Consider the following 14,903-nt stretch of genomic DNA (forward strand, 5'->3'; position numbering starts at 1 on the left):
CTTTAATATTGTAATACTTTATTTATAAGTACATTTATATTTGTGGGTAATAGTAAGATTTGATATGCTGCCAACACTTATGTTCAAATTAAAAATGTCATTTATGATACTAGCCACTTCACGCTTTGAGTTTTTGTAAAATCCGCTGAGTGCTGCAATTATAGACTTAACCCTTGGACCAAATGTATCTGGCGTAACACCTTCTGGTAACTTGCTACTTTTTCTTTTTCTGCATCTCCAACAACGACCATGTTCCAATTACTACATAAGGCCTAATTTCCGGAAGATCAACTTTTTGGTGAACATAAGGTTTTTCGCATATTACAAGCTCTCCTCCGCATTCGCAAATATTAGGCAACTCTATTTTTACTACTTTATCCGCTTCCATTGTGGCATGAAAATTTCCTTTATGCCCAACCTGATCGCCAACATTCCTTTCGCTTTTTGGCTTGTCCTTTTTTATTTTGTATAGCTCTTTTGAGCTGGGCAGGGATGAGTTTTTGAATTTAAACCGAGCCTTTCCTTTAATTCAGCGTTCTCTATCTTTAAAGCTTTATTTTCTGCTTTTAAGTTTTCTATCTCTGCTTTCAGTTTTTCTATTTTTGCTGTAAATTTTTTTGCAAAGTTCTCAAAGGTTTACCACATTACCTCACTTTTGCTCTATGATTATCTTTATTATCTTGCTTTGTCTACCTTATTCTACCACTCCGCTGAACGGATACAATTTACTAAACAGAAAAAAAGGCAAAAGAAACCCTAGGGTAGCTAGTTATTCACTATCCATTTTTTAAGTTGGCGTTTTTTAATGTTTTAAATAGCGCGTTTCAGCTTGTGTAGGTAAAAACCTAGAAATATTGTGAAGACATAAGGTGCACATAGTGCAAAAAATTAAAAATAAGACGCCAACTACGTTGTTTTCTTGCTGTTTAATCTGCACAGATGAAGATAACTGAATACCTTCAGTTTCATGATAAGGGGGCTGGCGAAGGGTGTCAAGCAAGTTTTTTCGTTTCTATTTCCAATAAAAGTTTGTTATATGGTTATGCAAGAAGTCTATTATAAATGAAATGAATGTGAAAAATATCTTGTTAGCACTTTTAGTACAAATGATATTCAGTTTGCCGCTATTTGCAGCTGATCCTGTTTTGCTCAACTGCATTAAAACTCCGGAAATATATGACCTTGATGCAAGGCCAAAAAATTTTAGCTCTTCAAACAATTTAAGAAGGAAACCTGGTTCTCCAAATAGTGCAATAGGGGAATTAATACACATAGTGGGTAGAATTACTGATATAAACTGCTTACCAATACAAAATGCTGTAGTTTCTATATGGCACGCGAATTCACGCGGCGTGAACCATTACGATAAGAATATAGAGGATGATCTGAATTTTGCTGGATCAGGAAGGTTTGTAGTGAATAATCTTGGCTATTATAATTTTATTACGATAGCACCTGGTAAAATTGGTGATAGAGCTCCACATATCAACTTTCTAGTTCAACATCCGGATTTTCCAGAATTCACAACGCAAATGTTTTTTGCTGACCATAATTGCGATAATTGCGCTGATCCTGTTCTTGAAGATTTTGTTAGTAATGGGCTTGCAAGCCTTCTCATAACACCATTTACTTACAGTGATCAGGTCATAAAAACCTATACGTTTAACATTACCTTGGGCGGATATAATAAGTTCTCTAATAAAAGATAAAAAACCTTGCATGTAAGGGAGTCCATAGTAAACTTAAGTGTTATTGTACTTAGGATGTATATGAAAAATATCTTACTGATGTTTTTGCTATGTTTTATGTACAGTTTACAATTATTTGCAACGGAGATACCAGCAATGAAAATAACAATTTCTAAAATTTCGCCCGATTTTAAAACAATAGTAATGGGTTTATTTGAAGACAACGAAACCGTAAATGATGGCGGAGTTTTGCAAGGAAAACAGGTCATAGATAATATAAAGCAATTTAGCGATTTCAATGGAAGTTTTGGTGAATTTTTCTCTACTGCTTTGCCAGAAGAAAAAAATGTTATAGTTGTTGGACTGGGTAAGAAGGATGAATGGAATGAAAATAAAGAATTAAATATTGGTGGTAAAATATATTGTGAGCTAAGCAGATTAAAAATTAAAAAAGCAGCGGTTTTAATCGAAGGTAGTGCAGCAAATGTTGCATATGGTGCGTTTCTGCGTAGTTTTAAGTTTGATAAGTATAAAACTAAAAAGGATGAGAAAATTACAGAGGTAGAGGAGATTACCGTATTAGTAAAAGATGAACAATTAAGTAATGCTGAAAGATCATTTGAGCACTTAAGGCAAGAAGGTGAGAGTATATTCCTTGCGCGCTCTTTTATAACAGAGCCTCCTAACATTCTATATCCAGAATCCTATGCTGATCATATAAAAAAAGAACTTACTAAGCTTGGCCTTGAAATCGAGGTGCTTGATAAAAAGCAGATGGAAGAGAAAAAAATGGGAGCCTTGCTTGGAGTTGCACAAGGAAGTAGTAAAGAACCAAAATTAGTAGTGATAAAATGGAATGGAGCTTCTAAAGAACAAAAGCCTATAGCTTTTGTTGGTAAAGGTATAACGTTTGACACTGGTGGAGTATCACTCAAACCTTCACGTGGTATGGAGTCAATGAAATATGACATGGCAGGCTCTGCTACTGTGGTTGGGGTGATGCATGCTTTAGCAGGACGAAAAGCAAAAGTAAATGCGATCGGTATGGTCGCACTTGCAGAAAATGCAGTGGGTGGTAATGCTCAAAGACCAAGTGATGTAGTAACTTCAATGTCTGGACAAACAATAGAAGTGTTGAACACCGATGCAGAAGGAAGGCTCATACTTGCAGATGCTTTATGGTATACGCAAGATAGATTCTCACCAAAATTTATGATTGATCTTGCAACTTTAACTGGTGCTATAGTGGTTGCACTTGGAAATAACGAATATGCTGGTCTTTTTTCAAATAATGATGAATTAGCAAACCGTCTGATTGATGCAGGAAATGAAGTAAATGAGAAGTTATGGCGTTTTCCTATGAATGAAACTTATGACAAAATTATTGATTCACCGATTGCTGATGTTCAAAACATCGCTCCTGCAGGCTCTGGTGGAGATAGCATAATGGCTGCACAGTTTTTACAGCGTTTTGTGAATGAAACTTGCTGGGCACATTTAGATATCGCAGGCACTGCTTGGCACGAGAAAGGTACTGACATTTGTCCAAGAGGAGCAGTAGGTTTTGGTGTAAGGTTACTTAATAAGTTGGTTGAGAAGTACTACGAAGCCAATGATTAAAGGTCTTTATACTGGATTTATGGCTTAGCTACATGAACGTTTATTTTCGAGGCGCAGCAAATGAAAGTAGCTGATACATATTTCTTTTTTTCTGGATTCCAGTGTCAGCTACTTTCATGACACCCTGACAACCGTCATCCAGCTACTTGTTAGCGGCTGAGATACCGCGAATGAATCGCGGTATGACGGTTCGTGGCGGCGTGACGATAAGCTCGTCATCCCGCTGCTTGTTAGCGGGATCTAGAGATACCGCGGCGGTATGACGTAGGACTGCTGTCATCCCAGTGCTCCTTTTTTTGTCATCCAAGTAGCCTCCTATGGTGTCATCCCAGTGCCCAGACACTGGGATCCAGTTGAGCTATTTCAACAAAAATACTGCATTTTGAGATGAACGTTTATTTTCACCAGATTATTTACAAGTATAACAATTAAAGTCTGGATTCCAGTGTCAAGCACTGGAATGACACCGTCTTGGATGGAAACCAGTGTTGGCTACTCGGATGACATCATAGGGGCGCTGGGATGACACCCTGACAATCGTCATCCCGCTGCTTGTTAGCGGCTAAGAGATACCGCGGCGGCATGACGTAGGGAAACCGTTTTTTGGGTTAGCTATAACAGTAGTCAGGAAACAATAGCTTAAAAAGAGACTTAGTGTTAAATTTCTAATAGATTACTTATAAAAATAAATCTTATGGAAAGCAGAGCTAAGGCTTGGTTCATTTGGCTGATTAGTAACTTGGTTGTTATATTCAGCAACATGCAGATAATTTATACCTTTATAAGTGTAAATCTCGAAAAGGAACTTGGACTTACAATCGCGCAAGTTGCACTGGCTAATTCAGCATATACTTGGACTTTCGCCATCTTACAATTTTTTAGTGGAGCAACGTTTAATGTTTTTTCCAGTAAAAAAATTTATTTTTTCTCGTTATCAACTATGATCTTGGGGTTTTTTGTCCTTATTAATAGTGACAATTTCTCCCATTTGATTTTGTCTCAAGTGTTGATTGCAACTGGAGCATCATTTGGTTTTATTGGTGCTGCTCACACAAGTAGCATATGTTTTTCCGCTGCCCAATTTGGACTAATGTTTTCACTAGTGCAGACAATTTCAAGCCTTTCTGCTTTGGTAATTCAAATACTGTTCTCTAACTTGCTTGCCGAAGATGCATATTGGAAAAATCTGATTGTATGCATAATACTATTTGGTGTGTTGATATTTGTACTTACGCTTTTTTGTCCAAACACACTTCCAGAAAGCAGCTCAGAAAAGCGCACAATAAAAAGCTCTATGAAGACAGTAATGTGCTCTATATTAACAGTGCTAAAATTAAGAGATATCTGGATAACTTCAGTGGTGGGTGCTATTACTTTTGGAACATTTTTAGCACTTAATACCTTGTGGGCTCCAAGGTTACTGGGCAACTCAGAACTCAATGCAATGGAGTCAGGTATAGCAACTGCAATACTATGGCTTGGTCTTGCAGTTGGTGCTCCAATTGCAGATCGAATCTCAAACTTATTTAAAAATAGGAAACATGTAATTTCTGCTTTTGCTTTATTGCAAGGCGTCTCAATTATTATTTTACTATACAGCCATTTAACAGTCCACGTTGTGTACTTTTGTATGTTAATGTTCGGGTTTTTTGCGGGAGGACATATGCTTAATTTTACTGTCGGCAGCGAGATTGTGAAACGAAAATACATCAGCACATCATCATCCATTATCAATGGATTTATGTTTATTGGCAGTGGAGTTATAGTGTCAATGTTAGCACTTTTTACAGATCATAAAATGGAACTTTTTGCAATATTTGCGATATTGATAGTTGCCGGTATTTTAAATTATGCAACAAAAGAGACATACTCTAAAAAATAAAGTAGCTGAATCTCGAGTCGATTGCTATATTATATTTACGTATTGTAATATTTATCAATAATGGATCACGTTACAACAAAAGACACAACAGTAACTAAGGCAACGATAGCTGGAGATATAAACCAAGAAATAGGATTATCAAAGGAAGACTATGTTTCGATAATAGATGATATATTGGACGAAATAAAGACAAGCTTGGTAAAGGATGGAATAGTAAAAATATCGTCATTTGGAACATTCTTGGTTAAGAAAAAGAAGGAAAGACCAGGAAATATACCAAATACATCGGAGAAAGTGATGATTCAGGCAAGAAATTCAGTTTCTTTTAGGCCTTCAAAAATTATAAAAAAATCAATCAATAATTAATGAACAAGGAAAAATTATTTTATACGATTGGGGAAGTAGCTGAAGAGCTACATTTGGAACAGCATGTTTTGAGATTTTGGGAAGGTCAATTTCATCAAATTAAGCCTACAAAGCGTAAAGGAAGAAGGCTATATGATCGCAAGTGTATAGAGGCCATAAAGAAAGTAAAATACATGCTATATGATAAAGGATATACAATAAAAGGAGTGCAAAAAGAATTTGGTAATGATATAAAAGTCACAAAGAATTTGTTGCAAGAACTCACCGATTTGAGGGACTATTTAACTAGTAAAATAAATAACGAGGAAAGTAACAAGCAGGCGTGAAACACTACGTCTCGCTAAAATTTTGGAGTTTTGTGAGAGTTTAAAATGTGGCATATAGCCTCATTTCTTATGTTATTAGCAATATTAATAGGCTGTGGCCTGCAAAAACCTGCACCTGTGCTGCTTAAAGGCGAAGAATTTTACGGAAAAAGAGATCTGGAATATACAAGAGAGTACCATTTAATTAGGGAGCCTTCAGTGCAAAAAGAAAGTAGAAAAGCCATCATAAATAGGATATACAAAGATAACAATAATACACAAAATGTGGGGGTAAATTGTAAATTTGTAATGCCAGTTAAAGGTTCAGCTACCTCTTCTGATGAAATGTGTAAGGATGGTATAAAAATTGCTGCTCAAAATGGAACGAACGTAGTTTCCTCTGCACCAGGCAAAGTGATATATGTAGGCAAAGGGCTGAGATGGTATGGGAATTTAATTATAGTGGAACACAAAGATAATTACATGACTGTGTACTCCTATTTAAAAAACATACATGTTGAAATTGGCGATAAAGTAAAGCAAGGTCAAGTAATTGGATCTGCAGGTAAATCAAGCACACAAGATAAAGATCCACAGATGTGTTTCACAATACGACATAATGGCCAAGCGGTTGATCCTTTGATGCATATGAACTGTAATTGAATTTGGATTTATATGAAATATGATTTTAAAAGTGTTGAAAAATTTTATCAAGATAAATGGGATTTTTCTGTAAGCAAGAGTGGTAAACAAGAAAAGTGTTACGTGTTGGAAATGTTTCCATATCCATCTGGTAAAATTCATATGGGACACTTACGTAACTATGCAATAGGGGATGTGATAGCGCGTTACAAGAGAGCTAATGGATTTGAGGTTTTGCATCCAATTGGCTGGGATGCGTTTGGATTACCAGCTGAGAATGCAGCAAGGGATAACAATATTAGCCCCGAAACATGGACAAAAGAGAATATAGATAATATGCGTACACAGTTGAAATCTATAGGTCTTTCTTATAATTGGGAGCGTGAACTCTCCACATGTGAACCTGACTATTATAAACACGAACAAAAATTTTTCCTGGATTTTTTAAAGCATGGGCTTGCCTATCGAAAAGAGTCATGGGTTAACTGGGATCCAGTGGACCAAACAGTGCTTGCAAATGAACAGGTGGTTGATGGAAAAGGATGGCGATCAGGTGCAGTTGTTGAAAAACGTAAGTTGTCCCAATGGTTTTTAAAGATTACTGATTTCGCTGAAGATTTACTCAAGTGCCTGCAAAGTTTGAAAAATTGGCCAGAAAAAGTCAAAACAATGCAGGAGCGTTGGATAGGAAAATCTGAAGGAGCAACTATAGAGTTTGAAGTAGTTGGCCTGAATAAGAAATTAAAAGTTTTTACAACTTATCCTCATACTTTGTTTGGGGCTTCTTTTTGTGCAGTGGCAGCAGAGCATCCTATTGTGCAGGATTTAAAGAATGGTTCTTCTGTTGTCATCCCAGTGCTTGACACTGGGATCCAGGAAATAAAATCAAAAAGAGAGAACGATGAAAAAATAGGAGTTTACACCGGATTAAACGTCAAACATCCATTTCTTGATAAGGAATTGCCGCTTTACATAGCGAATTTTGTGTTGATGGAATATGGGGAAGGCGCGATTTTTGGTTGCCCTGCACATGATCAGCGTGACTTTGAATTTGCACAGAAATATAATTTGCCGATAATTCCCGTTATTTCTTCAGCCCACTTAGGTGTCATTCCAGCGCGTGACCAGAATTCTTACAATGGATCCCAGTGTCAAGCTACTCAGATGACAAAGGAGGCGTATACTGGAGACGGGACAATGTTTAACTCCGAATTCTTAAACGGATTAATGGTTAGTGAAGCAAAGGAAGCCATAGTTAAAAAATTTGAAGAAAAAAAAATAGGCAAAAAAACAATAAACTATCGTTTGCACGATTGGGGAGTTTCAAGGCAGCGTTATTGGGGATGCCCTATACCTATCATATATTGCAAAGATTGCGGAACTGTTCCAGTGCCAGAAAAAGACCTTCCTGTAGTTCTACCAATAGATGTAGAATTTACAAGTGGTGGCAATCCGCTGGATAAGCACCCAACTTGGAAATTTGTTGATTGTCCAAAGTGCGGAAAGCAAGCAGAGCGTGAAACTGATACATTCGACACCTTTTTTGAATCTTCCTGGTATTTTGCTGCATTCTGTAGTGAAGATAAATCAATAGACAAAGATGCATGTAATCGTTTTATGCCTGTTGATTATTATATAGGTGGGATAGAACATGCAATTCTGCATTTGCTTTATTCAAGATTTTTCTGCCGTGCTTTAACCAAATGTGGCTATTTTGATATTAAAGAGCCTTTCTCTACTTTAATCACTCAAGGAATGGTCTGCCATGCAACTTATAAAGACGAAAATGGTAAGTGGCTATTTCCCGCAGAAGCAAAAGAATTAATAGCGCGAGGTGCAAAAGTTCAAGTGGGCAAAGTTGAAAAAATGAGCAAATCGAAAAAGAATACAGTTGACCCAAACTTTATCATAGAAAAGTATGGTGCTGATACTGCTCGCTTGTTTGTGTTGTCCGACACTCCTCCGGAGAAAGATATGGAATGGTCCGATGATGGCGTGGAAGGTTGTTCTCGTTATGTAAATAAATTGTGGCGTATGGTCATGCAGCTAAGACCTGTAAATATACACTATGATAATGAAAATGTTACGGGTGGACTTCTGGAGTACAGAAAAAAAATTCATAAACTCTTACACGGACTTACAGATGACTTGGAAAACTGCAGATTAAACTGTGTAGTGGCAAAATTTCGTGAGATGACGAATTTAATAGCTGAAATAGACGTAAAAACTGGAAAATCTCTTATTGATGAAGGTATATGTATATTAATCAGAGTAATCGAACCATTCATACCACATCTAGCTGAAAGCCTATGGCAAGAAATAGGAGGTCAACCTTGGCCAAAAGCTGATGAATCATTATTAGTTGACGATACGGTAACTATAGCAGTGCAAATCAATGGAAAATTACGTACAACAATCAAGGTGGCAATTAACTTACCTCAAGAAGAATTGAAGAAAATAGCGATAGACTCTGTGTCCAGTAAGATCGATCAAAGCAAAGTTCGCACTGTATATGCTGTACCAAATAAGATAGTAAATATAGTTATATAAAAGACCTGAGTAGTACGTTTTATATAATCTGATTTTATGGCTATACTTTTTTTGACATGTAGTTATATCTTTTTTAATATAAAGGATATATACTTATGCATTATATATTTTTTTGTATGAGGAGTTATATGAAAATAAAGAGATTGTGCGTTTTGGCTGTGTTGCTTACTTCATCTCTAGCAGGTGCAGCTAGTAATAGTGCAAGTAAGTCAGAAGATAAGTACTATGCAGGTTTAAACTTTGGTGCTGGTTGGGGTGGTGGCTTTAAAATGAAACCTGGTGTTGTTCTTGGTTACCATTATGACCAAAACTCTAAATTTGAACTTGAGGTTCTCAGTAATATTAAGTCATTAAAGAGCATAGGAGCTAGCTTATTGGCAAACTACCGCTTCTATCCTGACCTTGATATTGATCCCGTTAAACTATATGTCAGCGGAGGTTTAGGAGGATATCTCCAAATAACACCTTTTGGCTTTGGTGTTAGTGATACAGTTGATGGTGATGGCAATAGTTCACAAGAAGAAAAAGAAAAGGAAGAAGAAACACAAGGTGCTCCAGAATCAGGTGGTGAAGCTGCTGGTTCATCTGTAGTAGATAAAATACTGAGTTCTATTTCCTATAAACTAAAGTTAGGTGTTGATTATGAAATTACTCCGCAGATAATTGGTGCAGTTGGTATGACCATGGGTGGGCAACTAAGTGGTATAAAAGCAAAACAAATACCAGATGCAACTCTAGAGATAGGGGTACGTTATAATTTTTAATGCTGCTACTTAGTTCATAAAGGTAGAGACGATGTTGAGGATGAAATAAACAGCATTAAAAAAAATCCGAAAACGTATTTTCGAATATGGTTTTGAACGCTAGCTATAGATTAGAAAAATAACAAGAAAAAGGGTAAACATACTGTAATTGCTGTTGAATGATGGAGTCCATTATTTTAGCACGAAGTAACGAATTCAGTAGAATAAGTTCTTCAAAAATAATTTAAACTTTTATTAGTAGGAGCAGTCTCATGGAATATTATAGCGATCTCACTAAAAGAAACTTTTATAAGTATCGTTGATGAGAAAGGAAAAATTGTTAAGGAAGAAGTTGTTGCAAGAGAAAGTAAGGCAATAGCTGAATTTTTTCTTGGTCAAGGCAAAAATGACCTTACCCAGAAAAAGTGGAGAGAAAGTGTGGAATGTTTTTTACAAAAAGAATGATGCATCAAATTGTTCTGGAATGCAATAGTTAATAGTGACGTTGTTTGTTATAAAAAATTTCTATGTATTCAAATATTGCAGTTCTAGTTTGTTGAGCAGAGTGTTGTGAAGTATCAATAAGTATTTCTCTTTTCAATGAGCTAAAGAAGCTTTCTGCAACAGAATTGTCGTAACAACAGCCTTTATTACTCATCTATATTCTTTACAGCTAAGAGATATTGATACCCTTGCGCAGTATATTGTGAACCTTGGTCACTGTGCAGCAGTAGATTTTTAACAGGTTTACGCCTATTAATGGCCATTAATAAAGAGTTCATAACCAATTGTTTATTTATTGCACTACTCATTAACTACCATACGTGAGAATTATTGCTGCCAAATATAGCCATCCCTCCTTGGTTTTGATGTAAGTAATCCCATACTTTATTTGGTTGATCAACAATAAAGTTTTGATCTAGTATATTGGGAGCTACAGCTCTATTATCTGTTTGTTGTTTTTAATTTTAAACTTTCTTCTCAGTATAGCCCTGATGTCATTTTTCTGCATAATACTTTGCACCGTTTTCAAATTGCAACTTTTACCCAAAGCCTTCAATTCAGCATGAATTTTAGAGCTCCATATCTACATTTAGAAACTTGATATATTTTTTGAATAGCTGCGAGTAGCTCTTTATTTGCTGATTCTCTACTGCTTATTTTTCTTGTGGTCCACTTATAGTAGCCACTAGCAGAAAATCCTACATAATTCCTGTACTTTATAGCAGTTACTATATAAAAAATATTTTACTCTTTTGACTGGCCAGGGCTTTTTTTTAATGTCTCTTTCCCTTGTTACTCTTGCTTTGTAAATCAAACCTCTCTTTGTCATAAGGTGCTACATCTGGAAATGCATTTGCCGCCGACTTTTTTTCGTTGTGTTTCTTTATCCATTTTCCTAATACACTATCCCTTATTCCTAGATCTCTTGCTACTTTTGCAACTGGTTGACCTACCTTTCTTTGTTCATTTGCCAGTTTAACAGCTTCCAATTTGAATTCTGCTGTATATTCTCTTACCATTTCTAATCCTCCAAAATTTTATTTTACCCAAAAAAACTCTTTTCTTTCTCTCCACTTTTTCTGGGTAAGGTCAAACAATGACTATGCAAAAAACCTAATAACATGTATAATCTATAAATAATTTCTGAGGTAGATTGTGAAACTAGGTGTTAATATCGATCACGTTGCAACCCTCCGCAACGCACGTGGAACTTCTTATCCAGATCCATTGAAAGCAGCAGAAATAGCCATTGACGCTGGAGCAGACTTTATTACTGTACACTTACGAGAAGATAGAAGGCATATTAGAGATGAAGACGTATTTAACCTAAAAAAAAGCATTAGCACTGAGCTAAATCTTGAAATTGCAGCCACGGAAGAAATGCTTGAAATAGCAAAAAAGGTAAAACCCTATTCGATTAGTATAGTACCAGAAAAAAGAGAAGAATTAACAACCGAAGGTGGCCTGGATATCGTGAATATGCACAGTAAACTTTCTAGTATAATAGAGGAAATGCATAGCTCTAGCATAAAAGTCTCACTGTTTATCGATCCAAATATTGATCAACTAAAATATCTTGAAAAGCTAGGGACAAAACCTGACATAATAGAAATTCACACAGGGGATTACTGTGATAATCCATCAGAAAAAAAGTTACAGTTAATTACTAATGCTGCAGAGTACGTCAATAAATTAGGAATAGAATGCCACGCAGGACATGGCATAACTTATAAACACGCTAAGAAGATGACAAGAATATCTCACATCTCAGCTCTTAACATAGGCCACTATTTAATTAGCGAAGCTGTATTTTACGGCTTACACAGCGTAGTAAAAACAATGAAAATGACAATGTCTAACTAACTGCTGCTTTTTCCTTCTCATTTAAAATACTTAAAAGAGTTTGGCTTGCTTTAAATTTTACCCTTGTCTTTTTAGGAACAGTCATGATCTGACCACTTTGGGGGTTACGACATTGTTTTTCCTGACTGATAGCAGTAGAAAATGTTCCTATTCCATGCAAACGTATTTCACCTTTCCCATGCAGCTCATTCTTTATTATTTTAATAAACGCATCATGAATCTTGCTCAAATCAGATTTTGTTATATCTATATTCTGACTAGAACAATCTTCCTTTAATTGTTTTATTATATCTTCTTTACTCATAAATTACCTTAATATTGAAAAAATCACATAAATAGCATATTATGTTGACACCGATAGTCAACTAAATTCATCACAAAAATAGAGGATATCATACATTTTTGCAAATATTTGTATAATACTTACAAAAAAACACCCCTATAAAATAACTATCTCTTAGAAAATTGACACTTTTTCCGAGCTTTATGTTGACCATATTTCTTACGTTCAACAACACGTGAATCTCTAGTTAAGAACTCACCATTACGTAGTATAGAATGCAAATCTTGGCTTACACTACTTAAAGCTCTGCTTATTCCATGAGCTAGAGCACCTGCTTGACCAGATAGCCCTCCACCTTTTACAGTTGCAAATACATCGTATTTATCCAATGTGGAAGTTGCAACAAATGGCATTTTTACTATTTGGCACACTGACTCTCTTTTAAAATAAGAAATTAGATCGCCTTTTTTGTTAACACTAAATTTTCCACTCCCCGGCTTTATCCATACTCTTGCTACAGATTCTTTTCTTCGGCCTGTAGCATATAAACGACCAAGCGAATCAACTGCTGATTTAATTGTCTTTTCTGACCAATCATTGTTATTTATTGTAAAACTCTTCATTTTTACTCCATTACTTTTTATTTTTACGATTCAAAGAGGCAAAATCTATCTTTTCAGGTTGCTGTCCTTGATGCTTATGCTCTGAACCAGAATAAACATACAAATTTTCAAAGCGTCTACGTGCCATAGGCCCATCATCAAGCATCCTTTTCACTGCCATTTCTATTACACGCTCAGGAAATTTGCCATTTAAAATATTATCTGGAGTAGTTTTCTTCAAACCACCAGAATAACCTGTATGCTTATAGTAAATTTTATCTTTAAGCTTCTTTCCGGTGAAATGCACCTTTTCTGCGTTGATAATAATTACATTATCGCCACAATCCATATGAGGTGTATACTCAGGTTTATGCTTTCCACGTAATAGTGTCGCTACAAATGCTGCAAGCCTCCCTACCACTAATCCTTCTGCATCCATGACAAACCACTTTTTATTGATTTGTTTCTCCTTTAAGAAAAAAGTCTTCATTATTTGATCCAACAATAGTAAGCTATGATATACTTAATTTCTCAATAGTGTCAACAATATTAGTTATTGATTATTAAAGTAATTTATGTTAGTAATTGAGCTGCGCAACCAATATGCATAAGAATTAGAATGTTTCGATTGATTATCACACTTGCGATCATTTTTAATACTATAAGTTGCTATGCAACCGATGTGGGAGAAGTGATAAGCAAAGCCATCAAAAATAGCTCAAAAATAAAGTCTCAATTTTACCAATATAAAAGCGCAGAAAAACACTATAAATCTTCTGGTTTAGCTGGATTTTTACCTGACATTAATTTGCAATACAATTTCGATAGTAACTTTAATCTTGATACATCTGAAAAAAAACTTACATTGCGCCAGAAATTAATCGATGGCGGTGGTACCTTTGCCACATTCAGTCGATCAAGCCATCTTCTCAAAGCAGAAAAGATGCGATTTCAGCAATTAAAACAAGAGCTTGCACTTAATGCTGTGAAAGCATATGTTAATGTTTTACAAAAGACAGAAATATTAAAGCTCAGAGAACATAAAGAACGCGTTTCTTTGGAACATTTGTCAGCTATGAAAAAACGCTTTTCCCTTGGAGAGGTAACCAATGCTGAAGTTTTGTTAGCAAAAGCAAAATTTTCGTCTTCTATATCCGAAAGAGTTGATGCTGAAGGTAAATTAAAGTTGGTAAATATTGCTTATTATCATTTGATTGGCGAAGATGCTGATGACCTTTCTGAAGCTAATGATAAACTACCTTCTGTTCCAGAGTTAAATGAATGTTTACAGTTAGCAAAAATCAATAATTTATCTCTAAAAGCAGCAGTTTATCAAAAAAGAGCAGCCGGAATGGAAGTGATTGCTGAAAGCTCCAAGTGGCTTCCTTCTTTAAATCTAAGTGCAAGCAAAAATTTTGGGGAGGATGGTATGAAGGTAGACAAACTATTAGAAAATGTTCATGTAGTTTTTACTCTTGATGTTCCAATCTTTAAGAGAGGAGTTAATGCTTTTGGTGTCAGTAAAGCTAAAATGGATGCAAAAAAATCTACCTACGATTATTATGAAACGGTAAAAAATATAGAACAAGCAGTTGTAAATGCTTGGAATAATGTGTTGACAGCAAAGGCCATTATCAAAGCAAGTCAAGAAGCGGAAAAAGCAGCAGCTCTAGCATTGGAAGGAGTTGAGCAAGAAGTAAACTTAAATTTAAAGAGTACATCTGACCTTTTGGACACTGAAGATGCATTATTTAAAGCACGTTCAGACTTAGTTGAAGCAAAAAGCAATTATGTGATTAGTGTTTACAACTTGCTTTTTATGATAAATAGTATAAACCTCTAAATTTAATGGTAT

14 protein-coding genes and 2 pseudogenes are annotated in these 14,903 nt (G+C 35.6%); 11 read left to right on the forward strand and 5 right to left on the reverse strand.

Translation table 11 applies throughout. The annotated features are described in order from the left end of the window. Nucleotides 1-30: 30 nt before the first annotated feature. Nucleotides 31-600: pseudogene (locus J4T77_RS00235) on the reverse strand (IS66 family transposase); the annotation flags it as partial. A 339-nt stretch (nt 601-939) separates the two neighbouring features. Here J4T77_RS00235 and J4T77_RS06955 point away from each other — a divergent pair. The 9 genes from J4T77_RS06955 (at nt 940) to J4T77_RS00275 (ending at nt 9,817) form a co-directional block, all read left to right on the forward strand. After that, entirely contained in the window at nt 940-1,062 is a 123-nt protein-coding gene (locus tag J4T77_RS06955; protein WP_255322264.1) for a hypothetical protein, read from the forward strand. A 5-nt stretch (nt 1,063-1,067) separates the two neighbouring features. Then, on the forward strand, nt 1,068-1,709 hold the full coding sequence (locus tag J4T77_RS00240) for a protocatechuate 3,4-dioxygenase (protein ID WP_010962336.1): 642 nt from the start codon (nt 1,068-1,070) through the stop codon (nt 1,707-1,709). Between the two features lie 96 nt (nt 1,710-1,805). After that, the gene (locus J4T77_RS00245) at nt 1,806-3,308 is read left to right on the forward strand and encodes a leucyl aminopeptidase (protein WP_190321108.1); all 1,503 of its coding nucleotides are present in this window, start codon (nt 1,806-1,808) and stop codon (nt 3,306-3,308) included. 694 nt (nt 3,309-4,002) lie between these two features. Further along, nucleotides 4,003-5,190: an MFS transporter gene (locus J4T77_RS00250; RefSeq protein ID WP_138264764.1), complete on the forward strand. Its 1,188-nt coding sequence runs from the start codon at nt 4,003-4,005 to the stop codon at nt 5,188-5,190. A gap of 60 nt (nt 5,191-5,250) precedes the next feature. Beyond that, nucleotides 5,251-5,556, forward strand: a complete 306-nt coding sequence (locus J4T77_RS00255; RefSeq protein ID WP_010082582.1) for an integration host factor subunit alpha — start codon at nt 5,251-5,253, stop codon at nt 5,554-5,556. Next, nucleotides 5,556-5,882, forward strand: a complete 327-nt coding sequence (locus J4T77_RS00260; RefSeq protein WP_006279880.1) for a MerR family transcriptional regulator — start codon at nt 5,556-5,558, stop codon at nt 5,880-5,882. The genes J4T77_RS00255 and J4T77_RS00260 overlap by 1 nt, the downstream gene beginning before the upstream one ends. A 45-nt stretch (nt 5,883-5,927) precedes the next feature. After that, entirely contained in the window at nt 5,928-6,524 is a 597-nt protein-coding gene (locus J4T77_RS00265) for a murein hydrolase activator EnvC family protein (RefSeq protein WP_006279879.1), read from the forward strand. 12 nt (nt 6,525-6,536) lie between these two features. After that, on the forward strand, nt 6,537-9,053 hold the full coding sequence (gene leuS, locus J4T77_RS00270) for a leucine--tRNA ligase (protein WP_010962340.1): 2,517 nt from the start codon (nt 6,537-6,539) through the stop codon (nt 9,051-9,053). A 128-nt stretch (nt 9,054-9,181) separates the two neighbouring features. Continuing rightward, the gene (locus J4T77_RS00275; protein WP_010962341.1) at nt 9,182-9,817 is read left to right on the forward strand and encodes a membrane protein; all 636 of its coding nucleotides are present in this window, start codon (nt 9,182-9,184) and stop codon (nt 9,815-9,817) included. Between the two features lie 429 nt (nt 9,818-10,246). Here J4T77_RS00275 and J4T77_RS07445 read toward each other — a convergent pair. Beyond that, nucleotides 10,247-11,319, reverse strand: a pseudogene (locus J4T77_RS07445) (IS3 family transposase). Between the two features lie 136 nt (nt 11,320-11,455). Between J4T77_RS07445 and J4T77_RS00295 the strand changes: the two are divergent. After that, nucleotides 11,456-12,163 carry a pyridoxine 5'-phosphate synthase gene (locus J4T77_RS00295; RefSeq protein ID WP_190321110.1) on the forward strand — a complete coding sequence of 236 codons (708 nt, stop codon included), beginning with the start codon at nt 11,456-11,458 and terminating at the stop codon, nt 12,161-12,163. Here the strand turns inward: J4T77_RS00295 and J4T77_RS00300 are convergent. From J4T77_RS00300 to rplM, 3 genes are all read right to left on the reverse strand, one after another. After that, nucleotides 12,156-12,467, reverse strand: coding sequence for an HU family DNA-binding protein (locus J4T77_RS00300; RefSeq protein ID WP_010082594.1), 312 nt, complete (start codon nt 12,465-12,467; stop codon nt 12,156-12,158). The genes J4T77_RS00295 and J4T77_RS00300 overlap by 8 nt on opposite strands. A gap of 146 nt (nt 12,468-12,613) precedes the next feature. Further along, nucleotides 12,614-13,069, reverse strand: a complete 456-nt coding sequence (gene rpsI / locus J4T77_RS00305) for a 30S ribosomal protein S9 (RefSeq protein ID WP_233641045.1) — start codon at nt 13,067-13,069, stop codon at nt 12,614-12,616. 10 nt (nt 13,070-13,079) lie between these two features. Further along, nucleotides 13,080-13,538: a 50S ribosomal protein L13 gene (rplM, locus tag J4T77_RS00310; RefSeq protein ID WP_190321190.1), complete on the reverse strand. Its 459-nt coding sequence runs from the start codon at nt 13,536-13,538 to the stop codon at nt 13,080-13,082. A 129-nt stretch (nt 13,539-13,667) separates the two neighbouring features. On the opposite strand from rplM, the gene J4T77_RS00315 reads away from it, so the two are divergent. Beyond that, nucleotides 13,668-14,891, forward strand: coding sequence for a TolC family protein (locus J4T77_RS00315; protein WP_190321111.1), 1,224 nt, complete (start codon nt 13,668-13,670; stop codon nt 14,889-14,891). Nucleotides 14,892-14,903: the final 12 nt, after the last annotated feature.

Source organism: Wolbachia endosymbiont of Drosophila innubila (assembly GCF_021378375.1).
In the GTDB taxonomy this organism is placed as follows: Bacteria; Pseudomonadota; Alphaproteobacteria; order Rickettsiales; family Anaplasmataceae; genus Wolbachia; species Wolbachia pipientis.

Excerpts from the sequence above, each read along its gene's own strand:
- J4T77_RS06955 (WP_255322264.1), top strand. The coding sequence starts at position 940 with ATGAAGATAACTGAATACCTTCAGTTTCATGATAAGGGGGCTGGCGAA.
- J4T77_RS00260 (WP_006279880.1), top strand. The coding sequence starts at position 5,556 with ATGAACAAGGAAAAATTATTTTATACGATTGGGGAAGTAGCTGAAGAG.
- J4T77_RS00300 (WP_010082594.1), bottom strand. The coding sequence starts at position 12,467 with ATGAGTAAAGAAGATATAATAAAACAATTAAAGGAAGATTGTTCTAGT.
- rplM (WP_190321190.1), bottom strand. The coding sequence starts at position 13,538 with ATGAAGACTTTTTTCTTAAAGGAGAAACAAATCAATAAAAAGTGGTTT.
- leuS (WP_010962340.1), top strand. The coding sequence starts at position 6,537 with ATGAAATATGATTTTAAAAGTGTTGAAAAATTTTATCAAGATAAATGG.
- J4T77_RS00250 (WP_138264764.1), top strand. The coding sequence starts at position 4,003 with ATGGAAAGCAGAGCTAAGGCTTGGTTCATTTGGCTGATTAGTAACTTG.
- J4T77_RS00245 (WP_190321108.1), top strand. The coding sequence starts at position 1,806 with ATGTACAGTTTACAATTATTTGCAACGGAGATACCAGCAATGAAAATA.
- J4T77_RS00315 (WP_190321111.1), top strand. The coding sequence starts at position 13,668 with ATGTTTCGATTGATTATCACACTTGCGATCATTTTTAATACTATAAGT.
- J4T77_RS00240 (WP_010962336.1), top strand. The coding sequence starts at position 1,068 with ATGAATGTGAAAAATATCTTGTTAGCACTTTTAGTACAAATGATATTC.
- J4T77_RS00255 (WP_010082582.1), top strand. The coding sequence starts at position 5,251 with ATGGATCACGTTACAACAAAAGACACAACAGTAACTAAGGCAACGATA.
- rpsI (WP_233641045.1), bottom strand. The coding sequence starts at position 13,069 with ATGAAGAGTTTTACAATAAATAACAATGATTGGTCAGAAAAGACAATT.
- J4T77_RS00275 (WP_010962341.1), top strand. The coding sequence starts at position 9,182 with ATGAAAATAAAGAGATTGTGCGTTTTGGCTGTGTTGCTTACTTCATCT.
- J4T77_RS00265 (WP_006279879.1), top strand. The coding sequence starts at position 5,928 with ATGTGGCATATAGCCTCATTTCTTATGTTATTAGCAATATTAATAGGC.